Below are 24,954 nucleotides of genomic sequence, written 5' to 3'. Positions count from 1 at the left end.
GAAAACCGCGTTGTACGCCGTACAATAACTGTCTCGCGGTGTACAACATGACTTCTCAGGGCCCCACCCCCAGCGCTGGCTGATACTCGGCGTCATATGCCTCGCCCAGCTCACCGTGCTGCTCGACAACACCGTCCTCAACGTGGCCATCCCCGCCCTCACCGGGGAGCTGCACGCGGCCACCGCCGACATCCAGTGGATGATCAACGCGTACTCGCTCGTCCAGTCCGGCCTGCTGCTCACGGCGGGCAGCGCGGCCGACCTCCCCCACTGCCCCGAAGGGCGTGGCGGGGCCCCCATCGGCCGCAAGAAGATGCTGATCGCGGGCCTGGTCCTGTTCGGCGCGGGTTCGCTGGCCGCGGGCCTGGCCGGCTCGACGGGCCAACTGGTCGCGGCACGGGCCGGCATGGGCGTGGGCGGCGCGCTGTTCCTGCTCACCCAGCACCTGCAACTCGTCCTCGGCTACGGCCCGTTGGAGGCCGGACTGCGCACGGCGCCGCTCGCGCTGACGGTCGTCGCCCTCAACTTCACCGGTCTGTCGGCCAGCTGGGCGACGCGGCTGGGGACGCCGCTCGCGATCGCGCTCGGCATGCTGCTGATGTCACCGGGCCTGGTGTCCATCGCCGTACTGGACGCGAGCGGGTACGGCGGGACGCTGCTCGGGCTGCCGCTGATCGGGGCGGGGTGCGCGATCGCCAACCCGGCGATGGCGCACGCCGTCATGAGCGCGATTCCGCCGGAGAAGGCCGGGGTGGGCGCCGGGATCAACGGCACGCTGGCGGAGTTCGGGAACGGGCTGGGGGTGGCGGTGCTGGGCGCGGTGCTCAGTTCCTGGGTGGCGGCGGGGAAGTCGCTGTCGGCCGGGCTGGGGGCGGGGCAGTTGGTGGGGGCGGCCGCTGTCGTCGCCGGGGGGTTCGTGGCGGCCGGGCTTCTCAGGAAGGCGGAGAAGAATGCCGCCTGAGGGGGAGGGGGGTACTTGTCCATCGGCGGGTGCGGGTGGGTCGTGGCTGGTCGCGCCCACGCGGCGAAGCCGCAGATCGGGCACAGCCCAGCCCCCTTTCAGGGGCGTTGGAGTTCTAGCATCTTTGGAAGTGGTCGTGGAGGAAGGTGTGTCTATGGCGCGGGCCAGTGTGTGGCTGGAGGAGAAGGCCGGTAAGGGCGGGCGTAGCGGGCAGCCGTCGGGGCTGGACCGGGCCAGGATCACCTCCGTCACCGTGCGGCTCCTCGATGCCGACGGGCTCGACAGGTTCTCCATGCGGCGGCTGGCGGCCGAGCTCAACGTGACCGCGATGTCCGTGTACTGGTACGTCGACACCAAGGACGACCTGCTCGAACTCGCCCTGGACGCGGCCTTCGGCGAGCTGACGCTGCCCGACGCCGCAGCCGACGACTGGCGGGAGCAGCTGCGGGCGCTGGCCACGGAGTACCGGGCCCTGCTGGTCCGCCACCCCTGGCTCTCCCCGCTGGCCGGCCGCTACCTCAACATCGGCCCCCACTCGCTCGCCTTCTCCCGGGTGGTCCAGCAGGTGGTCCGCCGCGCCGGCCTGCCCGCCCACGGCGTGACCGGCGCGATCTCGGCCGTCTTCCAGTTCGTCTACGGCTACGGCACGATCGAGGGCCACTTCGCCGAGCGTGTCGCGGCGGCCGGCATGACCCCGGACGAGTACTTCGACACCGCGATGAACGCGGTGACCGAGACCCCGGCGACCGCACGGATCATCGAGGAGTCCAGGGACCTGCTGGCGGCACGGGGCGGCGACACCGTCGCCGAGATGCTGGACCGGGACTTCACGTTCGCGCTGGACCTGCTGGTCGCGGGCATCGAGGCGATGGTGACGAAGGGCGCCTAGGCGCCTCGCCGGAAGCGCCGCGAGCTGCGGGTTCGGCGGGCGTCAGGATGCCTCCAGGACGGCGGGTTCGAGGGTCTGGGCGCACCACTGCGCGAAGCCGGTGGGGGAGGCGGTGTCCGCGGTGCGGGCGACGCCGGCGTCGAGGCCCGCGTCCTTGGCCCGTTTCATGTCGACGATGCCCTGGACGAACGCCTCGTTGAGGCCGAGGCCGACGAGGGTGGTGGACAGCTCGTCGAGCGGTTGGCGTTCGTAGCGGACGGGGCGGCCGAGCTGTTCGGTCATGATGCGGGCCAGGTCGTGCGGGGACAGGTCCTGCGGCCCGAGGACCGGGACGCTGCCGGTGCCGGTCCACGAGCGGTTCAGCAGCAGGCCGGCGGCGGTGGCCGCGATGTCCGCGACGGCGACCATGGGCGCCTTGCGGTCGGCGTCCACGGAGTCGGTGAAGACACCCTTCTCGCGGATCGAGCCGACTTCCTCCAGGAGGTTCTCGAAGAAGGACGGGCAGGCCAGCGCCCGGTAGGCGACGCCGGTGCCGGCGAGGAGGCCGTCCATGGCGAGGGAGGCGGTGACCAGGCCGGCCCGCTCGGCGAGCGGGGTGCCGCGGCCGAGCGCGGAGACGCCGACGACATGGCCGACGCCGTGGGCGGCGAGCGCATCGAGGGCGGGGAGGGTGAAACCGCTGTACGCGTCGTACGGGGTCAGGGAGGCGTCCGGGGGGACGAGCCAGAAGACGGCGTCCGCACCCTCGAAGGCCCGGTCGAGGACGCCGGCCTCCGCGTGCGATCCGGTGACCACCTCGACGCGGCCGTGCGCCGCGTCCGGAAGCCGGGCGGGATCGCGCACGATCACGCGCAGTTCCTCGCCCGCGGCGGGCGCGGACTCCAGGAGCCGGGAGAGCAGGTGACGGCCGATGTTCCCGGTGGGAGCAGTGATGACGATCATCAGAACCTCGCAGGTCGTACTGGTTCGGTACGTCCCTCATCCTGCGGAGGAGCTCCGTGCTGCCACAATGGGAACTTCGGCACGGAATCATTGCTCAGAATGGAATGATGCTGGTGAGCAGCCCGGATCCGGTCATCGACGCCAACCTCGCGGTCGCACTGGACGCTCTGCTGACCGAGCAGAGCGTGACCCGTGCCGCCGCCCGGCTGCACACCTCGCCCGCCGCCATGAGCCGCACCCTCGCCCGGCTGCGCCGGGTCCTCCAGGACCCCCTCCTGGTCCGGGCCGGACAGACCATGGTTCCCACCCCGCGCGCCCAGGCCCTGCGGGAGGAGGCCGCCACCGTGGTACGCAGCCTCGGAGCGCTGCTCAGCCCCGGAGCGAGCGTCGACCTCGCCAGTCTGCGCGGCACCTTCACCCTCCAGGCCGCCGACCTGGTCGGCGCGGCACTGGCCCCCGGACTGCTGGAACTGGCCCGGCGGGAGGCGCCGGGGGTCTCGTTCCGGATCCGGGCCGAGGAACTGGAGGCCGGACCCGCGCTGCGCGACGGCCGGATCGACCTGGAGATCGGATCCATCGACCACGTGGACCCCGAGACCCGGACCGAGGAACTGGCCGGCCTCCGCATGGTCGCGGCCGTCCGGCCCGGTCATCCCCTCACCGAAGGGCCGCTCACCCCGGCCCGGCTCGCCGCCGCCGCACACGTCGCGGTCAGCCGCCGCGGCCGGTTCACCGGCCCCCTCGACACCGCCCTCGCCGAGCTGGGCCTCCGGCGTCGGGTCAGCGTCGTCCTCCCCGGTCACCTGGCCGCGATGACCCTCGCCGCCCGCAGCGACCTCGTCTGCCTCGTACCCGCCGCACCTGCCGGCGCGGCCCCCTCGCCCCTCACCCGGGACGCCCACGCCCTCGGACTGCGCCTCCTCGACATCCCCCTGGCGCTGCCGCCCCTGACCATCGGCATGGCCTGGCACCCCCGGCACACGGCCGACGGCGCCCACCGCTGGCTCCGCGACACCGTCCGCCGGGCTCTGTGCACACCGGCTTCGGCTGCCGAGATCACCGCGGCGGACGCCGTCGCCCCCGAGTAGCCCGACCTGCGGAGCGGACCGCGTTCACGGTTCCGGCGAGGCCGGCTGCGGCTACGCGTCCGGCGAAGCCAGCCGCGCCGGGAAGCCGCCGGTGGCCACCGGACCCCACTTCTCCGGCGTCACCCGGATGATCGACTTGCCCTGCTTCACCATCGCCGCCCGGTACTCGTCCCAGTCCGGGTGCTCCCCGGCGATGTTCCGGTAGTACTCCACCAGCGGCTCCACCGACTCGGGCGGGTCGATCACCTCGGCGCGGCCGTCCACCTGCACCCACGGCCCGTTCCAGTCGTCGCTCAGGACGAGCAGGCTCACCCGCTCGTCCCGCTTGGCGTTCCGGGTCTTGGCCCGCTCGGGGTAGGTGGAGACGACGATGCGCCCGGAGTCGTCGACCCCGCAGGTCAGCGGCGAGCCCTGCGGGCTGCCGTCGGCGCGCCGGGTGAGCAGGATCGCCCGGTGGCGGGGTCGTACGAAGTCCAGCAGTTCGTCGAGGGAGACGGCGGTGTTCGTCGCGATGTTCGGTGCCATGGCGCCAGCCTAGGGGCGCGGGGCCGGCTCAGCCTGTCCCTGGCGGGCTCATGTTCAGGCCTGCGGCAGCGACTCGCCCTGGACCGCCTGGATCTCCAGCTCGATCTTGAGGGTGGTGCCGATGGCGGCGATGCCCGCCTGCACCACCTGGTTGTAGTTCATGGCGAAGTCCTCGCGGTGCAGCTCGGTCGTCGCGCGGAACGCGGCGCGGGTGCCGCCCCACGGGTCGGCGCCGGTGCCGAGGTAGGCGAGGGCGAGGTCGACCGGCCGCACCACGCCGTGCAGCGAGAGCTCGCCGTGCACCGTCCAGCGGTCGGAGCCGGCCGCCGTCAGACCCGTCGAGGTGTAGGTGATCTCGGGGTGGCGTTCGACGTCGAGGAAGTCGGCGGAGCGCAGATGGGTGTCGCGCATGCCGTTGCCGGTGTCGATGGAGGCGGCCCGGATGACCGCGTGGACACGGGACTTGGCGACGTCGTCGGGGGCGATCTCGATGCCCGCGCTGAAGTCCGTGAAACGGCCGCGGACGCTGGAGATGCCCAGGTGCTGGGCGACCGCGCCCACGGTGGAGTGCGCCGGGTCCACCGTCCACGGGCCCGGCGGGGGCAGCTCGGTGCCGCCCACCCGTGCCAGCGTCACCGTGCCGATCTCGGCGCGGCCGCTCGCGGTGACGATGGCGCTGGAGGCGGCGGGCGCATAGCCCAGGGCCGTGACGATGACGGTGTACGCCCCCGGCGCGAGCGGGTTCGGGTCGCGCACCGTGCCCTCGTCGTCGGCCTCGGCGCGCAGCACCTGGCTGCCGGTCATGTCGGTCACCGTGACGACCGCGTGCGACACGGCCCATCCGTCCCGGGTGCGGATCCTCGCGGTCAGTCCCATCCCGTTTCTCCCTGCAGACACTCAAATACTCGGGCAATGACAAATTGGTCGTATGAGACCGGCCCGCGGCGGGCGCCTCCTTGTGGGCGCGCCCGCCACGGGCCGGAGTCCGAACTACTCGCCCGGGTGGGAGAGTTCGATGTCGTGGCCCTCGACACCGGCGCCCGTGACGTTCAGGGCGGTGGCGACCGGCGGGTAGCCCGTCGCGATCACGGTGTAGTCGCCGCCGTCCAGGTCGGCGAAGGCGTACGCGCCGTCCAGGCCGGTGGTGGACGTGCCGACCACGTTGCCCGCCGCGTCCACGAGGGTCACGCGGGCGTCGGCCAGCGGGCCGTGCGGGGCCCGCACGACACCCTGCAGCTGGGCGCCGGCGTCCAGGTCGACCTCGATCCGGGTGACCCCGGCGGTGCCGATCTCGACCGGCAGGGCGCGGGGCCGGTACCCGGCCGCGTTCACCGCGACCGTGACCACACCCGGCACCAGTTCGCCGAACCGGAAGTCGCCCTGGTCACCGGTGGCGGCGGTGGCCAGCAGGTCGCCGCGCACGTCGGTGACGATGACCATCGCGTCCTTGACCGGGAGGGCGCTGCCGGCGCCGCGGACGACGCCGGTCAGGCCGCTGGTGCCGCTCAGCAGGATGTCGTAGGGCACCGGCTCCTCGCCCACCACGACCGTGGCGGCCTGCGGCTGGTAGCCGTCGGCGGAGGCGATCAGCACGTACGAGCCCGCGCCGGGCGCGTCCAGCCGGTAGGAGCCGTCGAAGCCCGCGACCGCGCGGCCCAGCTGGCGGCCGGACAGCGAGATCAGGGTGACCGCGGCCTGCGCGACCGGGGCGCTCTCGGCGCCGCGCACGTAGCCGTGCACCGGGGTGGCGCCGGAGCCCGCCGGCTGCTCGGGACCGGCGATGGTGGCCACGGCGGTGAACAGCCCGGCGGTCTCCGGCTCGGCCGCGGCCTGCGTGGTGCTGCTCACGACCGGGGCGGCCCAGCTCGGGACCTGCTGCTCCTCGACGGGAGCCGCGACCGGCGCGGCGACGGCGGCGGGCACGGTCTCCGGGCTCTCCGCCTGCTCGCCCTCGGCGGCCTGGGCCAGCGCGCCCTTGGTCCGCAACGGAACCTCCTTGATGAACAGGCTGATCAGGAACGCGAGGGCCGCGAGGCCACCGGCGATCATGAAGACGTCGGCGATGGCGTGGCCGTAGGCGCTCTCGACGAGGGTGCGCAGCGGCTTCGGGTACTTGGCCAGGTCCGGGATGCTGTCGGTGGACGAGCTGGAACCGGCCAGGGCGGCCTGGTACTTGGGGGAGAGGGAGGCGATGCCGTCCGTGATGTAGTGCGTGATCCGGTTGGCCATCACCGCGCCCAGCGCCGAGACGCCGACCGCACCGCCCAGGGACCGGAAGAAGGTGACCGTGGAGCTGGCCGAGCCGAGGTCGGACGGGGCGACCTGGTTCTGCGTGCAGAGCACCAGGTTCTGCATCATCATGCCGATGCCGAGACCCATCAGCGCCATGAAGATCGACATCTTCCAGTACGCCGTGTCGTAGCGGATGGTGCCGAGCAGGCCGAGGCCCGCCGTGACCAGCACGCCACCGCTGACCAGCCAGGCCTTCCAGCGTCCGGTGCGGGTGATGAACTGGCCGGAGACGGTGGAGGAGATGAACAGACCGCCGATCATCGGGATCGTCATCACGCCGGACATCGTCGGGGACTTGTCGCGGGCCAGCTGGAAGTACTGGCTGAAGAACACCGTGCCGGTGAACATCGCGACACCGACGAACAGGGAGGCCAGCGAGGCCAGGGTGATGGTCCGGTTGCGGAACAGCCGCAGCGGGATGATGGGTTCCGCGGCCTTCGACTCGACCAGGACGAAGATCAGGCCGAGGGCGATCGAACCGCCGACCATCGCGTACGTCTGCCAGGAGATCCAGTCGTACTTGTCACCGGCGAAGGTGACCCAGAGCAGCAGCACCGAGACGGCGGCGGCGACGAAGAACGCGCCGGCCCAGTCGACCTTGACGTCCCGCTTCACGACCGGCAGGTGCAGGGTCTTCTGCAGCACGATCAGCGCGATGACGGCGAAGGGGACGCCGACGTAGAAGCACCAGCGCCAGCCCAGCCACGAGGTGTCGGTGATGACACCGCCGAGCAGCGGGCCGCCGACGGTGGCCACGGCGAAGGTCGCGCCCAGGTAGCCGGAGTAACGGCCGCGCTCGCGCGGCGAGATCATCGCGGCCATGACGATCTGGGCGAGCGCCGACAGACCGCCGACGCCGACGCCCTGGACCACACGGCAGGCGATCAGCATCTCGGGGTTCTGCGACAGACCGGCGACCATGGAGCCCGCGACGTATATGACCAGGGCTATCTGGACGAGCGCCTTCTTGCTGTACAGGTCGGAGAGCTTGCCCCACAGCGGGGTGGTGGCCGTCATGGCCAGCAGCGAGGCGGTGACGACCCAGGTGTAGGCGGACTGGCCGCCGCCGAGGTCGCCGATGATGTGCGGCAGGGCGTTGGTGACGATCGTCGACGACAGGATCGCCACGAACATGCCGAGCAGCAGCCCGGTGAGGGCTTCCATGATCTGCCGGTGGGACATCGGGGCCTGCTCGGCGGGGCCGGCGGCGCTGCCTCCCCCGTGCTTGGCGTGAGCCCGCACACCGGCTGGTGTGGTCGTTGCCATGGGCTTCCTTTTCTTACGTCTTATGCGGGTGTACGGGTGGTCGTCGGTTCGAGTACGGGCGTGGGGGCGCGGGCGGCGGAGGTGACCGTGACCTTGTCCATGGCCTCGGCCGTGGCTTTCGGGCCGCCCGGGGCGGGTGCCGTGCCGACGGCGGCGGGCCGCGGATGCGGGGCCGTGGCCCGGCAGTCGCCGAAGCTGTCCCGGAGCCGGGTCATCAGCCGGATCAGCTGGTCGACCTCCTCGTCGCTCCAGTCGCCCAGCCGCTCGGCGAGCAGCTCGGTGCTGCGCCGGGACAGTTCCACGAGGGTCGCCTCGCCCGCGGGGGTGAGGTGCAGGATGCGGGAGCGCTTGTCCGCCGGATCGGGGGAGCGCTCGATCCAGCCGCGTTCGGCGACGTGCGCCACGTGCCGGCTGGTCACGGACATGTCCACGGCGAGCAGCTCGGCGAGCTTGCTCATGCGCATGGAGCCGTGCCGGCCGAGCAGCGTCAGTACCGCGGCCGAGCCGGTCGGGCACTCGGGCGGCAGAATGCGGCCCAGGTCCCGCTTCACGGCTCCGACGGCGCTGAGCTGACGCGCCAGCTCCTCGAACTGCGCCTGCTTCGCCATCCCGCACACCTCCTCACGACCGTATTCGTTGCTTGGGGCAACCATAGAACTGCTTGGTTGCCACAGGCAAATATATCGGCGGAGGTGGCCATAAAAACTTGGCAAAGACAAGTATTGCGAACGTAAACACGCAGGTGGCGCGAGGTGGGTGCAACGGAGGCCCCCCACTTGGGCCGGACCCCCGGATTCGCTAGTGTCTCGGGCCATGGCTAACACCCAGGGCCCCCAGGGCAACTACGACCCCGCCGGCAGCACCCAGATGTTCCGCGCGTTCGTCGACGAGGCCCCGCAGACTCCTCAGCAGACGGCGACCACCTACTCCTCCTCCTCCTCCGGCCCCCGCCTCGGCCTGATCCTCGGCATCGTCGCCGCGGTGGTCGTGGTGGCGGCGGTGGCCTGGCTCGCGTTCATGTAGGACGGCCGCCGCGGCGGCCGGTACGGCGGTCACGCCGACGGGCCGACCGGTCGGCGGTACGGCGAAGGGAACCCGGGGTCGCGTGCCCCGGGCCTTCGTCGTGCTCAGCTCCAGTCGACGGTCGCCACCCGGGTCTCGACGTGCATGCCGAGCGGCACCCGCCAGGCGTCCACGCAGACCGTCCAGGTCTTCGCCTTCCGGGAGCCGGGTGCGACCGGGGCCGGCACGGGCTCCGTCGACGTGACCGTCGACCAGTCGATGCCCAGCAGGTCGATGATGTGCGTGCCGAGCGTGACCGTGCCGGAACGCACCGCCGTACCGCCGGAGTTGGCGAAGGTGACGGTCACCTTCTCGCACCACCGCCGGTCGGTGGCCGCGCGGGTGGGGGTGCTCCAGGTGAGGGCGGCGGGCGAGGGCGCAGGGGCGGCCGAAGAGGTGCCGGGCCGTGGCGGGCCGGACGCCGCCGGACCGCTTCGCGGTGGCTGGGCGCCGTCCTGGCGGGAAGAGGGGCCGGGGGAAGCCGTCGTGAGGGACGGCGAGGTGGCTGTGGCAGCCGTGGCTGCCGTGGTGGCGGCCGGAGCCGGCTCGCGCTCGCCCGCCGGGGCCGTCGGCCGGTCCGCACCCTTCGCCCCGTCCAGCGGGACCAGCGTCACCGACCCCGTCGGCCGCGCCGAAGCGCTCGGTGCGGCGCCCGCCGCACCCACCGCCGTGTAGCCGCCGTGGCCGCCGCCCGCGCACGCCGTGAGCACCGAGGCCAGGCAGGCGGCGACCGCCGAGGCTGCCGTGACGGTGCCCCACCGGCCGCCCGGCGCCCTGCGCGGCCGCGCCGGACCGGCCGCCGGTGCCGCGGGTGCATCGGCCCCACGGCCACTCGGCGTCCTGCTGCCCGGCGTCCTGCGGATCTGCGTCGTACGACTCGGTGTCCTGCGACCTGGTGTCCTGCGACTCGGCGTCCTGGGGCTCGGTGTCCTGCGGAGAGGCATCGCGCCAGTGTGTCTGACACTTCGTCAGTAAGGAACCCGCAGGCGCGACTTCAGTCCGAGATCAGGCCCTCGCGGAGCTGGGCCAGGGTGCGGGTCAGCAGACGGGAGACGTGCATCTGGGAGATGCCGACCTCCTCGCCGATCTGGGACTGGGTCATGTTCGCGAAGAAGCGGAGCATGATGATCCGGCGCTCGCGCGGCGGGAGCTTGGCGAGGAGCGGCTTGAGCGACTCGCGGTACTCGACGCCCTCCAGGGCCGTGTCCTCGTAGCCGAGGCGGTCGGCCAGCGAGCCCTCGCCGCCGTCGTCCTCGGGGGCCGGGGAGTCGAGGGAGGAGGCGGTGTACGCGTTGCCCACGGCGAGGCCGTCGACCACGTCCTCCTCGGAGACGCCCAGGACGGCAGCCAGCTCCGGCACCGTCGGCGACCGGTCCAGCTTCTGGGAGAGCTCGTCGCTGGCCTTCGTGAGGGCCAGGCGCAGCTCCTGGAGGCGGCGCGGGACGCGGACCGACCAGGAGGTGTCGCGGAAGAACCGCTTGATCTCGCCGACCACGGTCGGCATCGCGAACGTGGGGAACTCCACGCCCCGTTCGCAGTCGAAGCGGTCGATCGCCTTGATCAGGCCGATGGTGCCGACCTGGACGATGTCCTCCATCGGCTCGTTGCGGCTGCGGAAGCGGGCCGCCGCGTAGCGCACGAGGGGGAGGTTGAGTTCGATCAGGGTGTCCCGGACGTAGGCACGCTCGGGGCTGTCCTCTTCGAGTGCGGCAAGGCGCAGGAACAGGGAGCGGGACAGGGTGCGGGTGTCGAGGCTCTCGGAGACGGCCGGAAGCTCCTGAGCCGGCGTGGCCTCCAGCGCCGGAGCGCCGTCGATGGCGCCTTCGACGCTGTCGAGCACGTCGATGGCGTCGAGCTCCTTGGGCGCTGCCTCGCTTTTCGTGGGCGTGAGCACCTTCGAGCTGCCCTGGTCTGCGGACATGCCACCCCCTTTGGGTCGCGGGACGGTCGCGGCGGTGTTCCCTGCTGGGAACGATGCCTTCACCTGAATACCGGAGCCGGAGCCCCGGCAAACGCGCTTCCCGCAGAATGTCACATGTCGGCAACACGCTGTAGTGACATGTCGACATGCGAGATGTGAATCCGCCCTGGAAGAAGGGGGTCTGACGCTTTTTCGACCCTCAACTGTCGGGAAGTGCGCTGGTGAGCGATTCGCTCGCGGCGGTGATGGCTCGATCCTGTTTGCGGTTACGGTCTCACCAAGTCGCCGGGGACGGGTCTCGGACCGGTAACGGGTGCCCGGGGCGGGGCCCTATGCCTCGATGCGGTTGGCCGAGCGCAGGCGCTGGAAGCTGCGGGCCAGGAGGCGGGAGACGTGCATCTGGGAGACGCCGAGTTCCGCGCTGATCTGGGACTGGGTGAGGTTGCTGTAGTAGCGCAGCAGCAGGATCCGCTGCTCCCGCTCGGGGAGTTGGACGAGCAGGTGGCGGACCAGGTCCCGGTGTTCCACGCCGTCCAGGGCCGGGTCCTCGTAGCCGATGCGGTCGAGGAGGCCCGGCAGCCCGTCGCCCTCCTGCGCGGCCTCCAGGGAGGTCGCGTGGTACGACCGGCCGGCCTCGATGCAGGAGAGCACCTCCTCCTCGCTGATCCGCAGCCGCTCGGCGATCTCGGCGGTGGAGGGGGAGCGGCCGAAGGCGGTGGTCAGGTCCTCGGTCGCGCTGTTGACCTGGACCCACAGCTCGTGCAGCCGGCGCGGTACGTGCACGGTGCGGACGTTGTCCCGGAAGTAGCGCTTGATCTCCCCGACGACGGTCGGCATCGCGAAGGTCGGGAACTGCACGCCCCGGTCCGGGTCGAAGCGGTCGATGGCGTTGATGAGCCCGATGGTGCCGACCTGGACGACGTCCTCCATCGGCTCGTTGCGGGAGCGGAAACGGGCGGCCGCGTAGCGCACGAGCGGGAGGTTCGCCTCGATGAGCGCCGCGCGCACGCGGTTGTGCTCCGGCGTGCCCGGCTTGAGCTCCTTGAGCTGCCCGAAGAGCACCTGGGTCAGCGCCCGGGTGTCGGCGCCCCGCCGCTTCTCCGGGGCGGGGGCGGCGGCTTGGGCGGGAGCGGCGGGGGTCTGGGCTGGGGCGGGCGCCTCTTCCTGGGGCGGCGCAGAACTGGCCGACACGGTCAACGCCACCTCTTCATCGGTCAATCATCCGTCAAAAGCGGTCATAGCATCACAAGACATGTGCACTGTGTGCAAGCACCTGGTAACGTCGTGTTGGGTATTAATACTGGCAAGTTGAGGCATAGGGTGCGGCAAAGCCCCCCGCCCGGCGGGCGAGGGGCTCGGGACCGGAAGCGGCCGTCCGGCTCAGAACTCGTAGTCGGCGATCACCCATGTGGCGAACTCCCGCCACTGCGCCACGCCCGCCTGGTGGGCCGGGTGCTCCAGGTACCGCTTGAGCGCGTCCTGGTCCTCGACCGCCGAGTTGATCGCGAAGTCGTGGGCGATGGGGCGGTCGCTGATGTTCCAGCCGCACTCCCAGAAGCGCAGCTCCTCGATCTGGTCGCCGAGGGCGGTGAAGGCGCGGGCACCCGCGACGGCCCGCGGATCGTCGCGCCCGACGCCCTCGTTGAGCTTGAAGAGGACCAGGTGGCGGATCATGAGTACTCCCGGCGCGTCTACTTCGCCCCGTTGGCCAGCCAGGTGAAGAAGTCACCGACGGCCTTCGCGGCGTCCGATATGCCCTGAAAGACTATCTGGACCCAGTCCGCAGCCTTGGGCGGGTCCGTGATGATCACGTAGAGCGCGAAGATCACGAGTACGTAGACGGCGATCTTCTTGGCGTTCACCGCCACCTGGCCTCTCCCCTGTCACTTCCCCCGGGTTCCCCCGGTTGCCGGGCGCGAGTGTAACCCTCCGATCGTTTTGTATGACCAACGGCGCGATGGGTGCCGGATTTTTTCTCCGAATCTCCGAATCTCCGACCTCCGAATCTCCAAGAGGAGCCGGTCACGTGAACCGATCGCGGGGTCCGCTCCGATGAGGGACCGAGACGACGGAGGCGAACCCGGTCCGGCCGGGGTCGAGAGGGAGAACGCGGATGCTGATGACGGCGATGGCCTTCGGGCTCGTCACCCTGCTGATCGTGCTTGTCGTGGCGGCACTGCTCGACTGCGTCCGCACGCCGAAGGAGCGGGTCAGGTACGTCCCGAAGTGGCTCTGGCTGCTGTTCCTGCTGCATGCCCCGGTCTTCGGGGCCCTCGTGTGGAACTACGCGGGCAAGCGCCCCGAACAGCCGGCGTGACCGAAGAAAGGGCGGCCCCGATACGGGACCGCCCTTTCTCCGACAGCGGTAGCGGAGGGATTTGAACCCTCGGTGACTTGCGCCACACTCGCTTTCGAGGTCTGTTCGTGCTGGTCAGATGGGTGTCCTGCACCGTACGCGGCCGTTCATTCAGGTTCGGCGAGGGTGCCAGCGGACGGCTGCGAACGGGGCCGTACGGCTCTGAATGAGACGGAAACTGAGACGGGGGCGGAACGCACCCAGGGGCTATGTGCTGCATGCGGTTCGTTCGACAGCCTCAGCTCAGCCGTTGCCGAGCGCTACTCTCGCACCATGCCTGAGTACGAGGACAACCCGGCTGGCCGCCTTCGAGCGCTGCTCATCGAGTTGCATCGAACACCCCCGAACACTGGGGCGTGGGAGGCACTGGCCGCGCTCTTGGCGCCGACGGTCGCGCCGTCCTCGCCGCATGCCCTCATGGCAATGACACGTCTACTGGAACTCCCGTCAGACATCCGGGCTGCTGTGGCTGCTCTTGACGAAGATGAGGAGGAGAAGGAACACCTCCTTGAACAGCTGGACAAAGTAGAGGTCTTCCTGACCCAGGTCGCCAATCGGAACGTGCCTCTTGGGCAGGCGTTCCAGACCTTCGCTGTAGGGGGTGACGTTCCCAATAGCGCGGTCGTGCAGTCTCTGGGCACCTGCTCGCGGCGGCTCCACCGCTACAGCCCTGAGCCGGTCATCCCCCGCGAGGACATCGACCGACTGATTCAGTCTGTGACAGCACTCATGGACGACACCCGTGGATCCAGCCTCGATGGTGCGGCCAAGAGTCTCCTCCTGCATCACCTATATCGTCTGCTGCAACACCTCGACCTCATTCGCATCACAGGTACTACTCCTCTAGAGGAAGGTCTCGATGCCTTCTTCGGAGCGGCCCGTCGTCAGCCTGAGGCAATGGATGACACAAGGCGACATGGCTTGGCGGAGCGACTTGGGGCCGTAGTCGGCGCGATCAAAAATGCTGTCGACATCGCCAGGGGCGTCCGTCAGTTCGGGACGGAAGCACACGCGGTAATCGAACATGGCACTCACGCAATCGAACAGGCTGGTCGGCTCCTGTCGTAGGCCGCGCGCAGGGCTGGCTTGCGGGGCGTGGCCAGGCGAAGGGCAGCACAGTCCTTGCCTGAAGCTGAGTCTGAGGCGGACGTTCGTCGCGGTACCTTCGCCTTGTGCTGGCACTTTTCGATCTCGACAACACCCTGATTGACCGGCGCGGGGGCCTTGAGGGCTGGGCTCGCAGTTTCGTGCAGTCGCGGCGCTTGCCGAGTGAGACAGCCTCCCTCATCTGTGACCGGCTCTGGGAGCGCGCCTACCCTTCGGACTTCGAAGACCTGGGGGAGATGCTCGGACTCTGCGACGATCCTGGCAGCCTCTGGCATGAGTACGTCGCTGGCGTGGCCCGGTCGGTCCGCTGTGCCCCGCAGGTGCGCGAGCGGCTGCGAGAGCTGCGCGTGGCCGGGTGGACGCTCGGGATCGCCACGAACGGCGCGGGGGACATCCAACGCGCCAAGCTGACCGCAGCCGGACTGACGTCGCTCTTCGACGGGATCTGTGTCTCTGAGGAAATCGGCATACGGAAGCCGGCTTACGAGCACTTCGAGACTGCCGCATCGCTGTGCGGCTCAGATCTGGCCGCCGGCGGGTGGATGGTCGGCGACAACCCAGACACGGACATTGCAGGGGGCCGCGCGGCTGGCCTGCGGACAGCGTGGGTGACGGCTGGCCGTGCATGGACCGATGGCCCCCGTCAGCCCGATGTTGTGGCTCGGGACGTCACGGAGGCCATCGGAGCGATGCTGGCGGCGACTTAGCCGGGATCGCCGTCGGGTGTGTCGTGCAGGTGGTCTAGAACCTCAGGGAGCTCCCGGGGCGAATCCTTCAGACTGTCCCACCGGCTCATGACCTTGGCTGACGCCTCAGCCAATTCGGGAGGCAAGCCAGCCTCCCGGAGGGCATGCGCTGCTTCCCGCATCTCCGGTGCCCAGCGCCATGACCGCGCGGCCACTTTCGGGATGTAGGCCGTCTCAGCGAGGTAGCTAGTGGTACGCCCCTGCGCGACATCGATCAGGGCATCTTCCACCCCGTAGTCACGCGCAAGGGCGTAGGAGACGGCCGCGAGAACTCGGCTTGCCTTCTGGTAACTGCTGTAGGACAGCTTCAGGGCGGAAGAACGACCAATGCCGCCGGGTAGGAGATGAGTCTGTACCGCTGAGTCAGCGAAGAGCGCGGCAACGGGTGCTAGCGCATCCTCTGGGCCAGACAGATACAGGCGAGGCGACTTCGAGGGGGAGGGAGGCGAGCCGATGATGGAGCCGTCGACCACGGTGGCCCCGGTCCGGCTCACGATGCCGTGGATCTGCCTCATGCTGGCCGGCGAGATTGCATTCGCGTCCACGTAGATCCCACTGAACGGATGAGCTGAGACGGCGACCGCGACATCTTCCGCATAGGCCGGCGGGCAGATGTTGAGGATGATGTGGGCTCGATCCGTCAGCTCCCCGAGGCTGCTCACTGCGGCCAGCCCGTACCGTTCGGCTCGCTCTCTGGTGTTGGAGCTGCGGCCGGTCGGGCACCAGAGCACTTCGGCCCCCCTGAGCCTGGCTTGCCCTGCTACAGCCGCGCCCATGCTGCCCGGATGCAGGATGCCGACGACGGTCATCCGACCAGCTCGCGGATATCGCGCTCTTCGGCGGGAGCGTTGGTCGTACAGGCGGCATCAATGGTTTGTGCCGCCTGAGCCGCACTCACCTGATCGGTTCGGATCACGAGTGACCACGGCTCCGCCGCGTGGTCCAAGAGATCCTGCCGTGTCTCATGCCACGCCTTCAGACGTGCGTCCAAGTCCTTGTCCCCGCGTCCACGGCAGCGTTGCCGAGTGACGTCTTCAGGGCACCACAACAGGACTCGCACCCAGTGGATGGGGAAAGCGGTGACAGCGCGTGCCCCGGCAACCTGACCCATATGGAGAACGGGGATGCGGCCAGTGCTGATGAGCGCCGCAACCTCGCCGCTATCGACGGCGTATTCGGCGTCGTAGCGGCTGTTGCGATACAGAATCTCTCCGGCCTGAGCCAGTGCCTCTATCTGCTGTGCCGTGCTGAGTCGGTACCCAACCGTGCGGCCGGGGCCGGCCTTGAGTCTCTGGAAGAGCGTGAAATCCGCCCGCTGCCGCGACAGCTCGGCCGTGATCGTGTCCTTTCCGGCGCCCGGAGGGCCGTAGAGGATGACTCCAGACGGGCTCACAGTCAGCCTCCACTCAAGACATCGCGCGCTTCGTCAACCAGGGCTACGGCCGCACCAAGTCGGTTGTCGACCACGAAGTGTGGACCCTGTGGCCGCATCTTCAGGTTTAGCCCGGAGACGTAATCCTCCCACGCTTCCATCTTCCAAGCATCGCGCGCAGCTCCACGAAATTCGATGTACTCACGCATTGACTCCGGGTCGCATTCGACCCATATCGTTGCGACGGAAACGCGCTTCGATCGGCAGCGATTATGGAAGCGCTGCATCCATTCCGGCTGGGAGAACTCGGTAACAAATGGAGCGTCGAGAATTACGGAAATTCCGCAATCTAGGTTGTCCCATGCTGCTTCCATGAGGCACCTGTACTCAAGAGGCCGCACCTTTTCCCTGTATAGATCCGAACTGCGGTCGTGCGCCTCGCCACCCATGGCGACCAATAGTTGGTCCACGAGTGGGCGGGTTAGAGAGTCCTTGTCGAGAATGGGCCAGCCGGTGAGTCCTCCGAGGAACTTGGCGAACTCCGATTTACCCGACCCGGCAAATCCACCGACAAGTATTACGGTAGGGCCGTCAACGCTTCCCCCTGATGTATGACGCCGCCATGCGTCGACTACGCGGTTGTGCAGACTTTCGCTGTCCACGTCATCGCCGCCGCGAATGCTGCTGAGTGCGCGGCGTACTGCGTCTGATTGATCAGGGAGATTTCGGTCAATGGGTGCCGGTACGGATTCCACGGGGGCATCCTCTCCGGGCAGAGCGCGACGGAAGCCGAGTTGAGCCTCATTGCAGTGATAGAGACGGCAATAAGCCCGGCGGTAATGCGGACCGGGATATACCGTTCCCTTCTCGTGTCCCCAGATCGTCTGGAAGTTTGCGGCAATATTGAAGCCGTGACGCTCTGCGATTTCGCGGAGCTTCTCCCCCGTGTCCTCCAGGGTGAGCCCGATCTCCTCGCGGTGCTTTCGCAAGAGATCCGGGTTCCAATCCGGGTGCTTCCGAGCCATCTGCCCCTCCTAGATAGCTAGTCGAGCGGCGAGTGTAGCGACTCGACTAGGCCCATGGAAATTCGTGATAGCGCATGTGTAAGCGGATGTATAAAACCGCCGGGACTTTCTCAGGTAGCGGGACGTGATACCCGTTCTCGCCCATCGGCGCTGAACTTGTGTCTACGCCGAACGAGGAGGTTCACATGGTTCTGGGCACAGCTTCCCGCCCCATGGCTTGCGGGGGATCAGTTCCCTTCGAGTGTCGCGAGGCGCCGGCGAAGCTCCCCAACCTCGTCGCGCAGCTTGCCGACCTCTTCGCGCAGTTCGGTTACGGCCGCGCTCGGGTCTGCGAGTTGCGCGGCGCGGTCGGCATCGGGAGTGAGAAAGGCTCCCTTGCCCTGGTGGCTCACGGCAAGTCCCTCTGCCTTGAGTTGATTGATGGCAGCGCGAGCCACAGTCACTGTGACCTCATACGTCTGCTGAAGCTGTCCCAGCGAGGGAAGTTGGCCGGTCGCGGAAAACTCGCCGGCCGCGATGCGTTGCCGCAGGTCATCGGCAACCTGCTTATAGGCAGACCTGCCCGTCCACTCGATCATCTACGCCCATCTCAGTCTCAGTCTCAGTCTCATCGTTCTCTGCCTCATAGTGCCTAAGCAGCAGAGGTAGAACCAGGGCCCCACCCTGGTTGTTCCGCGAGAGGACTTGACTCACTCTGCCTCACAGTGCACTCTGAGGCAGAGTCGATGAAGCGGCTCGGTCCCGGAAGGGGCGGAGCGCTGCAATACCGGCTTGACCTGCACAGACAGCGTCCGGAGGAAAGCCCGAGGGGGCGAGTACGAAGGAAGCGCCGGTTCCTTGAGAACTCAACAGGGTGCTTTGAGATTGGCGGGGCTTGGCCCCGTCCCCGTGACGGCCGGGTGATGACCGTCGGCCCCGGCATCCAGCCGTGAGGGCGCGGATTCGACGTCCGCCCGGGGTCACTTGGCCCGCCGCCATCTGCGGCGTTGGCCTCATCTCCGGTCGCGGCGGCACTCCCGGACAAGGACAGCCCGCCGCGTCGGATCTCCCATCCCGACGCAGTCAGGAGATCTCACCCGATGCACGCTGCCACGTTCGCTGCCGTGTTCATCGCCCTGTACGTCGCCCACAGCGTGGGTGACCACTGGGTGCAGACCTCGCACCAGTCCGCGCAGAAGAGCCGTCCCGGGTGGGTCGGTCGTCTCACGGACGCCCGGCACGTCGCCACTCTGACGCTCACCAAGGTCGCCGTGCTTATCCCGGCCGCCGTGCTGCTGGGGCTGCACCTGTCGGCGGTCGGCGTCGTCGCCGGCCTCGCGGTGGACGCGGCCTCGCACTGGTGGGCCGACCGCCGCACCACCCTCGCCCGGCTTGCCGCACTGCTCGGCAAGGGCGAGTTCTACCGGCTGGGAGCTCCCCGCGCCGGCCGCGACGACAACCCGCACATCGGTACCGGCGCCTACGCGCTTGACCAGTCCTTCCACCACCTGTGGCTGCTGGTCGCCGCGCTCATCGTCGCCACCGTCTGACCCCCGATTCTTCGCGGGGCGGTCGCACTCCCGGACAGGACAGCCGACCGCCCCGCGCCCTTCCCGACGTTCAAGGAGAGACCCACCATGCGTATGCGCATGTTCGTCGCCGGCCAGGAAGCGCACGGCGACATGGAGTTCGCGGAACTGGCGCTCGGCATCGACGTTGACCTGTTCCGGGGCCCCCTGGAGTTCGAGACGGACGGGGAGCGGGCCGCCCGCGAGGACGCGGCCCGTGACATCCTCGCCGACCTGCGGGCGGAGGCGGAGGCCGGTGACGAGATCGCCGGTTGGGACGCCCTGTACGCCGACTCGCTCACCCGTACGGTGCCGTTCCTGCGCGCCGCCCGCGGCTACCGGCCGGGGACGGGGGAAGCGGCATGAGCGCGACCGGCAAGCCGCTCACGAAGACCCAGATCGGTGTGCTGACAGCCGCGTTCGTGCCGATGCTGGCCACGGGTGTGGTCGGCGGGTTCGGTACGTACAGCAACATCGGTCATGCCTACGGCACGGGGACCGCGCTCGGTGCCCTGGGCGCCGGTGAAGGCGCCACGGCCGTTCTCGCCCTGGTCCTGCTGGGGCTGACCCTGCTGGGGCAGTCCTCGCCGCGCGTCGTGCGGATAGGGCTGTGGGCGCTGCCGGCCGCCGCCGCCGTCATGGGCGCCATGGCCGCGCCGGACTTCGGCCGGACCGTGATCTATGCCCTGACCCCGTTGGGCATGTCGGTGTCGGCGGAGGGCATGGCGTTCCTGGCCCGCCGGATCGTCGTCCATACGGACGGCCGCGACGCGGAGCACGAGCAGCGCACCGCCGACATCGTGCAGGCCCTCGCCTACCACCGCGCCCGTGCCGCCCACCACCCGGTGAGCCGGGTTCGCAAGCGCTCGGATCGGGCGTCGTGGCGGTTGGCCCGCAAGGTCGGTGTGGGGGACGTGGTGCTCGGATCGAGGCTGTTGGACGTGCAGCGCGATCGGATCACGGATGGCGCGGACGCGGCTCTTGCCTCGATGTTCGGCACGCCCGTCGCGATCCCCGCCGTGGTCGCAAATGCGGATGAATCGACCGGAAGTAGTCGAGAACGGTCTACCTCTGACCTGCCCGTATCGAGCACGCCTACGGTCGTGGTGACGCGGCTTGTGGTGCCCGATCCGGCGCCGGTCGACCTCGGCAAGTCGGGTGTCGGCATGAAGCCGGTGCCGGCCGTCGTTCCGATGGTGAAGCCGGTCCCGATCGCCCCGGCGCCTGCCCGTCCGGTCCCGGCCGCGTCGACGGCGCCGCGTCGGGCGACGGGCCGTGTCCCGGTCGCCGCCAAGTCGACCCGCACCCGCCGCACCCCCGACCAGCTCATGGAGCAAGCGCGGAAGGCGACGGCCGGATGGACGGACGCTGAGATCACCGGGGAGGGCATCCGCCGGGCTCTGCGTACCTCGCCCGCGAACGCCCGGATGCTGCGTGACGCCCTGCTTGCCGAACGCGCTCCTCAGGTGGTGGCGCCGTGAGCACCCTCGCCGCGCTCTTACCGGCCGTGCCCGCTCTCGGGTGGGCCGTTCACGCCCGGTGGCTGTACTCCCGGTTGACCATCGCCCGCCGTGACCCGCTCACCGGGTTGTGGACGCGGGACGCGTTCACCCGCCGGGCCCGCCGCCTGCTGCGCGATGAGCGTGCCGTGGTCGTGCTGGCGGACGTCGACCACTTCAAGCAGATCAACGACCGCCACGGCCACGCGGCCGGTGACGTACTGCTCGCCACAGTCGCCGCGCGCCTCGCCCACGGCACCACCCCCGGCGGTGTGGCGGGCCGGCTCGGCGGGGACGAATTCGCCGCCGTCGTCGTTGACCGCGACGGCACGATGGCCGACCGGCTGCACACCCTCGCCCGCGTCCTCGCCCGGCCGGTCGACACCGCCCCCGACGTGCACACCACGGTGTCCCTGGGGTGGGTACGGGCCGGTGACCATCCCGGCGAGGACCTGTCCGCGCTGCTGCGCCGCGCCGATGAGGCCATGTACGCGGCCAAGCGATCCGGCCGGTCCGGTCCCCGGCGGGCCCGCCTCGGGCGGCTGCTCGGGTCGGTGGCCGGTCGTCGTCCCGGACGGCGCGGCGCGGCGTGAGCGCGCTGCCGGTCTTCCGGTGGCACCTCGCCCCGGACGGCTACGCCACCCGCCGCCAACTGCGCGCCCGCAACCTGCGCCCCGGCGGTCAGGGCGTCGCTGCCCAGCTCGAACGCCCCCGGCGGCGGGGGCGCCCGCCGCTGGTCGCCTACCTGTACCGCGTCGACCTCGCCAAACCGGTGCGGCCGATGACACCGGGCCGGTGGCGGGCCCACGCCGCGATGATGCGCGCCCGCCGTACCTGCCCCGAGTGCCGCCGGGACGCCGGATACGTCATCCCCACCTCGCTCGGAACCTGCGTGACCTGCGCATACCCCGAGGAACAGCGCGTCGCCTGAACCACCCCGCATCCCGGGTCCGGCCGCCCGACCTTCCACAGCAAGCCGGCCGGACCCGTCGACTCCCGAAGGAGTACGCACATCGTGACGGAAACCACCGCCTTCACGCCCCCGGACCACCCGGAGGCCACCGACGGGCAGACGGCCGCCGTGCTGCCGTTCCCGCTGACCAAGCCGACGACCGCCACCCCGGCCCCGGCCGCCCCGAGCGAGGGCGAGGCCAAGCCGGGGGAGTGGGAGGCCGAACTCCCCGACACCGATGACCCCGAGGCCGAAGGGCTGACCGATGGGGCGCCGGTCGACCCGCCGCGCGAGGTGTACCCGCCCTCGGTCGCGGAGTGGATGGAGGCCAAGGACAAGGCCCGTCTGCCGGTGCTGCCGGACTGGGTCAAGCTCCCCGACCAGCGCACCGCCGTCCGCAAGTGGGCGATCCGGCACTACTCCGCTGTGGCCGGCTATCACGCGATCCGGCTGCCGCTGGTCTACACGCCGAAGATCTGCATGTACTCGCCGCGCGGCGCGTGGCGGTGGTCGACCGCGATCGGCCGGTGGGTGTCGGACGCAGAAGGCAAGTCGCTGCGGCTCGCGTCCGTGGCGAACGAGGACGCGGCGGAGTACCTGAAGCTGTCGCGGCAGCGCAACGACCGCGTCCGGCTGCGCGGGCTCGTGGCGACCATCGGCGGGTTCATAGGCCTTGCCGCCGCGCTGACCCTGTACGTCATGGCCCCGTCGTGGCTGCTCGCGTTGGTCGTGGCGACGCTTGCCACGACGCTCGGTGTGGTGGGGGCGCCGGCCGACCGGCCGCTGATCGACATGGCCAAGGTGACGTTCCGCAAGCGCAAGCTGTCCTCGGACATCGTCATCCGCGCCCACGAGGTGGCCGGGCTGACCAGCCGCGACCAGTCGGTTTCCTTCCCCCGGCCGATCGGCCGGGACGGCGACGGGTGGCGGGTCGTGGTGGACCTGCCGTACGGCAAGACGTTCGAGGATGCGGTGAAGGCTCACGCGCGGCTCGCCTCGGGTATGGACATCGCCCCGACTCAGCTCTTCCTGGACAAGGACGAGACGAGCGGGCGGCGGGTGTCGTACTGGATCGCCGACCGTGACCCGCTCGCCGTGCCGTCGGGCAAGTCCCCGCTGCTGGGGGCGACCCGGGTGGACTTCTGGAAGCCGTTCCCGTGGGGCGTGGACGAACGCGGCAACCCCGTCATGGCGACCATGTTGTGGCTGTCGCTGCTGGTCGGTGCCGTGCCGCGTCAGGGCAAGACGTTCTCCGCCCGCACCATCGCGCTCGCCGCTGCGCTGGACCCGTACGTCAGGCTGTACCTGTTCGACGGCAAGGCGTCGCCGGACTGGCGGAAGTTCGCGCTGGTCGCGCACCGGATCGGGTTCGGGATCGTGCCCAAGAACGGGTTCGACCCGGTTCAGCATCTGCTCGCCTCGCTGCGGGAGTTGAAGGCGGACGTCGAAGACCGCTATCACCGACTGTCGGAACTGCCGCTGCACGTCTGCCCGGAGGGCAAGCTCACTCCGGAGATCAGCCGGGACAAGAAGCTGAACATGCCGCTCACGCTGTTCGTGGTGGATGAGGTGCAGGAGTACCTGACCCACCCCGAGCACGGCAAGGAGATCCTGTCTCTGCTGGTCTACCTCGCTCGGGTCGCCCCCGCGGTGGGTGTCTCGGTGATGACGTCGACGCAGAAGCCGGACGACAAGGCGTGCCCCTCTGAGCTGCGTGACCAGCATCAGGCCCGGTTCGCCCTGCGGGTCGGTGCCTACCAGGTCTCCGACGTCATCCTTGGCGCGGGCTCGTACTCGGAGGGCTTGGACGCGTCCAAGCTGCTCAAGTCCCACAAGGGCGTCGGTCTGCTCAAGGGCATGTCGGATGACGCGGGGATTGTGCGCACCTACCTCGCCGACGGCCGCGACGCCGAACGCATCCTGACCCGCGCGGCCGCGCTGCGCGAGGCGGAGGGCACGCTGTCCGGCGACGCGGCCGGCGAGGCCCCGGCCCCGGAGACGTCCGCGACGATCCTGGACGACGTGGCCGCCGTGCTCGGTAAGGGCGAGGCCAAGGTGTGGTCCGAAACGGTCGTTGACCGGCTCGCCGACCTGCGGCCGGAGGTCTACGGCCCGTGGGCCGAACTGGAGCCCAAGCCCAAGGCCGAAGCGCTCACTGCCGCTCTCAAGCCGTTCGGCATCGGCACTCTGCAGATCAGCCGGCGCATCGACGGCGAACAGGTCAACAAGCGCGGCATCAAGCGCGACGACATCGCCACCGCGATTACGGAGCGCAACAACAAGAGGGACGCCGGATAGGTCCCCAACCCTGCTACCGGTAGCGGCCAGCGTCGCTACCGGTAGCAACCCTGCTAGCAACCAAAACCGCCCCTGATCAGGTCGCTAGCACGTAGCACCCCACCTGCGAAAACCCCTCCAAAGCCTGCTGAGAGGCCTCTGATGAGCCTTGCCGCCCTCGCTACCTCCTTCCTACTCGCCATCACTCTGGGTTACGGCGTCAAGTGCTGGCTGAGCCCGTTCGGGGACTGCCGCAAGTGCGCCGGCATGGGCCACGCGATCACCACGAACCGCAAGGGCAAGACCCGGCGCGGCCGGGACTGCCGCCGCTGCGACGCCACCGGCAAGCGCATACGCGTCGGCCGCTGGATCTACAACCGCGCCGCGCGCACCTACCGCGCCGGCCACCGCTGAGACCCGTCGGGAGACACCGTGACGCTCACCATCCCCCTCGTGCTGCTGCTCGCCGTCGTCGTCGTGCTGCTGCTGCGGTTCAAGGCCGTCGGCGGCGGAGCGCTGGTCGTCGTCGCCCTGTTCGGCTTCTACCTCGCCCACACCGGCGCGGCCGGCACCGTCAACCAACTCGTCACCGCCCTCGCCGACGCCCTGCCCGGCATCAGCCGCTGACCCGAAGGGAGAAAGCACCGTGAACGAACACCTCCCGACCCTGCGGCCGGGCACGCCGACCGCGCCGGCGTACGACCCGGCGTCGCTGGAGCTAGATGCCCCCGCCACGGCCGCCGTCGAACTGGCCGCCGAACGCGGCCCGGTTGTCTGGGTGCCCGACGCCTACGGACGCATGGTCCCCATGCCAAAGCACCTCGCCCCGCCCCCGATTCCCATGCCGGAGCCACGCGACCTCACCCCGCTTCCCCTGCTGGACCCGATCGCACAGCGCTTCGTCGGCGCCGGGATCGGCGGGGGCACCCTCGCGGCCGGAGTCGGCTGGGGCGTCGGCGAGGTCATCAACGCCGCCGCCGGGTTCACCTCCGGCGCCGCGATGTGGATTGCCCTCGCCGTCCTCGCATGGCGCATGCCCGTACGCGCCATCAACGGGGGGCGCAACGGGAGCACGGTCAACATCCGCAAGGCCGTCATCAAGCGCAACAAGTTCTACGGCTGAGGGG

30 protein-coding genes are annotated in these 24,954 nt (G+C 69.9%); 16 read left to right on the top strand and 14 right to left on the bottom strand.

Features of this window, described 5'->3' with window-relative positions; translation table 11 throughout:
* Positions 1-28: 28 nt before the first annotated feature.
* Both ACIQVL_RS15980 and ACIQVL_RS15975 read left to right on the top strand, forming a co-directional pair.
* Positions 29-961: an MFS transporter gene (locus tag ACIQVL_RS15980; protein ID WP_403475909.1), complete on the top strand. Its 933-nt coding sequence runs from the start codon at positions 29-31 to the stop codon at positions 959-961.
* 154 nt (positions 962-1,115) lie between these two features.
* The gene (locus ACIQVL_RS15975; protein ID WP_403475574.1) at positions 1,116-1,850 is read left to right on the top strand and encodes a TetR/AcrR family transcriptional regulator; all 735 of its coding nucleotides are present in this window, start codon (positions 1,116-1,118) and stop codon (positions 1,848-1,850) included.
* A gap of 42 nt (positions 1,851-1,892) precedes the next feature.
* Here the strand turns inward: ACIQVL_RS15975 and ACIQVL_RS15970 are convergent, their stop codons facing one another.
* Positions 1,893-2,792, bottom strand: a complete 900-nt coding sequence (locus ACIQVL_RS15970) for an NAD(P)H-binding protein (protein ID WP_403475573.1) — start codon at positions 2,790-2,792, stop codon at positions 1,893-1,895.
* 104 nt (positions 2,793-2,896) lie between these two features.
* On the opposite strand from ACIQVL_RS15970, the gene ACIQVL_RS15965 reads away from it, so the two are divergent.
* The gene (locus ACIQVL_RS15965) at positions 2,897-3,880 is read left to right on the top strand and encodes a LysR family transcriptional regulator (protein WP_403428273.1); all 984 of its coding nucleotides are present in this window, start codon (positions 2,897-2,899) and stop codon (positions 3,878-3,880) included.
* 51 nt (positions 3,881-3,931) lie between these two features.
* Here the strand turns inward: ACIQVL_RS15965 and ACIQVL_RS15960 are convergent, their stop codons facing one another.
* From ACIQVL_RS15960 to ACIQVL_RS15945, 4 genes are all read right to left on the bottom strand, one after another.
* Positions 3,932-4,405: a PPOX class F420-dependent oxidoreductase gene (locus tag ACIQVL_RS15960; protein WP_403428271.1), complete on the bottom strand. Its 474-nt coding sequence runs from the start codon at positions 4,403-4,405 to the stop codon at positions 3,932-3,934.
* Positions 4,406-4,459: 54 nt separating this feature from the next.
* Positions 4,460-5,281: a YceI family protein gene (locus ACIQVL_RS15955; RefSeq protein ID WP_403428268.1), complete on the bottom strand. Its 822-nt coding sequence runs from the start codon at positions 5,279-5,281 to the stop codon at positions 4,460-4,462.
* A gap of 114 nt (positions 5,282-5,395) precedes the next feature.
* The gene (locus tag ACIQVL_RS15950) at positions 5,396-7,963 is read right to left on the bottom strand and encodes an MFS transporter (RefSeq protein WP_403428266.1); all 2,568 of its coding nucleotides are present in this window, start codon (positions 7,961-7,963) and stop codon (positions 5,396-5,398) included.
* 20 nt (positions 7,964-7,983) lie between these two features.
* Positions 7,984-8,571 (bottom strand): MarR family winged helix-turn-helix transcriptional regulator, encoded by a 588-nt coding sequence (locus ACIQVL_RS15945; protein WP_403428264.1) that lies wholly within the window; start codon positions 8,569-8,571, stop codon positions 7,984-7,986.
* Positions 8,572-8,776: 205 nt separating this feature from the next.
* Between ACIQVL_RS15945 and ACIQVL_RS15940 the strand changes: the two genes are divergently transcribed.
* Positions 8,777-8,986, top strand: coding sequence for a hypothetical protein (locus ACIQVL_RS15940; RefSeq protein ID WP_403475572.1), 210 nt, complete (start codon positions 8,777-8,779; stop codon positions 8,984-8,986).
* Positions 8,987-9,090: 104 nt separating this feature from the next.
* On the opposite strand, the gene ACIQVL_RS15935 is transcribed toward ACIQVL_RS15940, so the two are convergent.
* The 5 genes from ACIQVL_RS15935 to ACIQVL_RS15915 all read right to left on the bottom strand — a co-directional run bounded on the left by ACIQVL_RS15935 (position 9,091) and on the right by ACIQVL_RS15915 (position 12,814).
* Positions 9,091-9,735 (bottom strand): hypothetical protein, encoded by a 645-nt coding sequence (locus tag ACIQVL_RS15935; RefSeq protein ID WP_403475571.1) that lies wholly within the window; start codon positions 9,733-9,735, stop codon positions 9,091-9,093.
* Positions 9,736-10,019: 284 nt separating this feature from the next.
* Positions 10,020-10,946, bottom strand: coding sequence for an RNA polymerase sigma factor SigF (locus ACIQVL_RS15930; protein WP_403428257.1), 927 nt, complete (start codon positions 10,944-10,946; stop codon positions 10,020-10,022).
* Positions 10,947-11,276: 330 nt separating this feature from the next.
* The gene (locus ACIQVL_RS15925; protein WP_382724770.1) at positions 11,277-12,143 is read right to left on the bottom strand and encodes an RNA polymerase sigma factor SigF; all 867 of its coding nucleotides are present in this window, start codon (positions 12,141-12,143) and stop codon (positions 11,277-11,279) included.
* 183 nt (positions 12,144-12,326) lie between these two features.
* Positions 12,327-12,620, bottom strand: a complete 294-nt coding sequence (locus ACIQVL_RS15920) for a Dabb family protein (RefSeq protein WP_403428255.1) — start codon at positions 12,618-12,620, stop codon at positions 12,327-12,329.
* Between the two features lie 17 nt (positions 12,621-12,637).
* Complete coding sequence (locus tag ACIQVL_RS15915) at positions 12,638-12,814, bottom strand: hypothetical protein (RefSeq protein WP_403428253.1); 177 nt, start codon at positions 12,812-12,814, stop codon at positions 12,638-12,640.
* A gap of 245 nt (positions 12,815-13,059) precedes the next feature.
* Between ACIQVL_RS15915 and ACIQVL_RS15910 the strand changes: the two genes are divergently transcribed.
* The 3 genes from ACIQVL_RS15910 (at position 13,060) to ACIQVL_RS15900 (ending at position 15,116) form a co-directional block, all read left to right on the top strand.
* Complete coding sequence (locus tag ACIQVL_RS15910; protein ID WP_403428252.1) at positions 13,060-13,263, top strand: PLD nuclease N-terminal domain-containing protein; 204 nt, start codon at positions 13,060-13,062, stop codon at positions 13,261-13,263.
* A 312-nt stretch (positions 13,264-13,575) separates the two neighbouring features.
* A complete protein-coding gene (locus tag ACIQVL_RS15905) occupies positions 13,576-14,370 on the top strand; it encodes a hypothetical protein (RefSeq protein WP_403475570.1) in 795 nt (264 codons plus the stop codon).
* 104 nt (positions 14,371-14,474) lie between these two features.
* Entirely contained in the window at positions 14,475-15,116 is a 642-nt protein-coding gene (locus ACIQVL_RS15900; protein WP_403475569.1) for an HAD family hydrolase, read from the top strand.
* Here the strand turns inward: ACIQVL_RS15900 and ACIQVL_RS15895 are convergent.
* From ACIQVL_RS15895 to ACIQVL_RS15880, 4 genes are all read right to left on the bottom strand, one after another.
* Positions 15,113-15,964, bottom strand: a complete 852-nt coding sequence (locus tag ACIQVL_RS15895) for a DUF1932 domain-containing protein (RefSeq protein WP_403475568.1) — start codon at positions 15,962-15,964, stop codon at positions 15,113-15,115. The two genes, ACIQVL_RS15900 and ACIQVL_RS15895, sit on opposite strands and share 4 nt — an antisense overlap.
* Positions 15,961-16,548, bottom strand: a complete 588-nt coding sequence (locus ACIQVL_RS15890) for a guanylate kinase (RefSeq protein ID WP_403475567.1) — start codon at positions 16,546-16,548, stop codon at positions 15,961-15,963. The genes ACIQVL_RS15895 and ACIQVL_RS15890 overlap by 4 nt, the downstream gene beginning before the upstream one ends.
* 2 nt (positions 16,549-16,550) lie before the next feature.
* The gene (locus ACIQVL_RS15885; protein WP_403475566.1) at positions 16,551-17,552 is read right to left on the bottom strand and encodes an AAA family ATPase; all 1,002 of its coding nucleotides are present in this window, start codon (positions 17,550-17,552) and stop codon (positions 16,551-16,553) included.
* Between the two features lie 227 nt (positions 17,553-17,779).
* Complete coding sequence (locus tag ACIQVL_RS15880) at positions 17,780-18,130, bottom strand: winged helix-turn-helix domain-containing protein (RefSeq protein WP_403475565.1); 351 nt, start codon at positions 18,128-18,130, stop codon at positions 17,780-17,782.
* Positions 18,131-18,631: 501 nt separating this feature from the next.
* On the opposite strand from ACIQVL_RS15880, the gene ACIQVL_RS15875 reads away from it, so the two are divergent.
* The 9 genes from ACIQVL_RS15875 to ACIQVL_RS15835 all read left to right on the top strand — a co-directional run bounded on the left by ACIQVL_RS15875 (position 18,632) and on the right by ACIQVL_RS15835 (position 24,950).
* A complete protein-coding gene (locus ACIQVL_RS15875; RefSeq protein ID WP_403475564.1) occupies positions 18,632-19,081 on the top strand; it encodes a DUF3307 domain-containing protein in 450 nt (149 codons plus the stop codon).
* 93 nt (positions 19,082-19,174) lie between these two features.
* On the top strand, positions 19,175-19,465 hold the full coding sequence (locus ACIQVL_RS15870) for a hypothetical protein (RefSeq protein ID WP_403475908.1): 291 nt from the start codon (positions 19,175-19,177) through the stop codon (positions 19,463-19,465).
* Positions 19,462-20,580 (top strand): conjugal transfer protein, encoded by a 1,119-nt coding sequence (locus tag ACIQVL_RS15865; RefSeq protein WP_403475563.1) that lies wholly within the window; start codon positions 19,462-19,464, stop codon positions 20,578-20,580. Before ACIQVL_RS15870 ends, ACIQVL_RS15865 begins: the two co-directional genes overlap by 4 nt.
* Entirely contained in the window at positions 20,577-21,191 is a 615-nt protein-coding gene (locus tag ACIQVL_RS15860) for a GGDEF domain-containing protein (RefSeq protein ID WP_403475562.1), read from the top strand. The genes ACIQVL_RS15865 and ACIQVL_RS15860 overlap by 4 nt, the downstream gene beginning before the upstream one ends.
* Positions 21,188-21,529: an RRQRL motif-containing zinc-binding protein gene (locus ACIQVL_RS15855; RefSeq protein ID WP_403475561.1), complete on the top strand. Its 342-nt coding sequence runs from the start codon at positions 21,188-21,190 to the stop codon at positions 21,527-21,529. Before ACIQVL_RS15860 ends, ACIQVL_RS15855 begins: the two co-directional genes overlap by 4 nt.
* Positions 21,530-21,613: 84 nt before the next feature.
* Positions 21,614-23,848, top strand: coding sequence for a cell division protein FtsK (locus ACIQVL_RS15850; RefSeq protein ID WP_403475560.1), 2,235 nt, complete (start codon positions 21,614-21,616; stop codon positions 23,846-23,848).
* Between the two features lie 141 nt (positions 23,849-23,989).
* Entirely contained in the window at positions 23,990-24,241 is a 252-nt protein-coding gene (locus ACIQVL_RS15845) for a hypothetical protein (protein WP_403475559.1), read from the top strand.
* 18 nt (positions 24,242-24,259) lie between these two features.
* Positions 24,260-24,454 carry a hypothetical protein gene (locus ACIQVL_RS15840; protein WP_362586328.1) on the top strand — a complete coding sequence of 65 codons (195 nt, stop codon included), beginning with the start codon at positions 24,260-24,262 and terminating at the stop codon, positions 24,452-24,454.
* A 19-nt stretch (positions 24,455-24,473) separates the two neighbouring features.
* Positions 24,474-24,950, top strand: coding sequence for a hypothetical protein (locus tag ACIQVL_RS15835; protein ID WP_403475558.1), 477 nt, complete (start codon positions 24,474-24,476; stop codon positions 24,948-24,950).
* Positions 24,951-24,954: the final 4 nt, after the last annotated feature.

This window comes from Streptomyces sp. NPDC090499 (assembly GCF_044769305.1).
GTDB lineage: Bacteria > Actinomycetota > Actinomycetes > Streptomycetales > Streptomycetaceae > Streptomyces.
The sequence above is the reverse complement of the archived record's forward strand: the minus strand, read 5'-3'. Positions and strand labels throughout refer to the sequence as shown.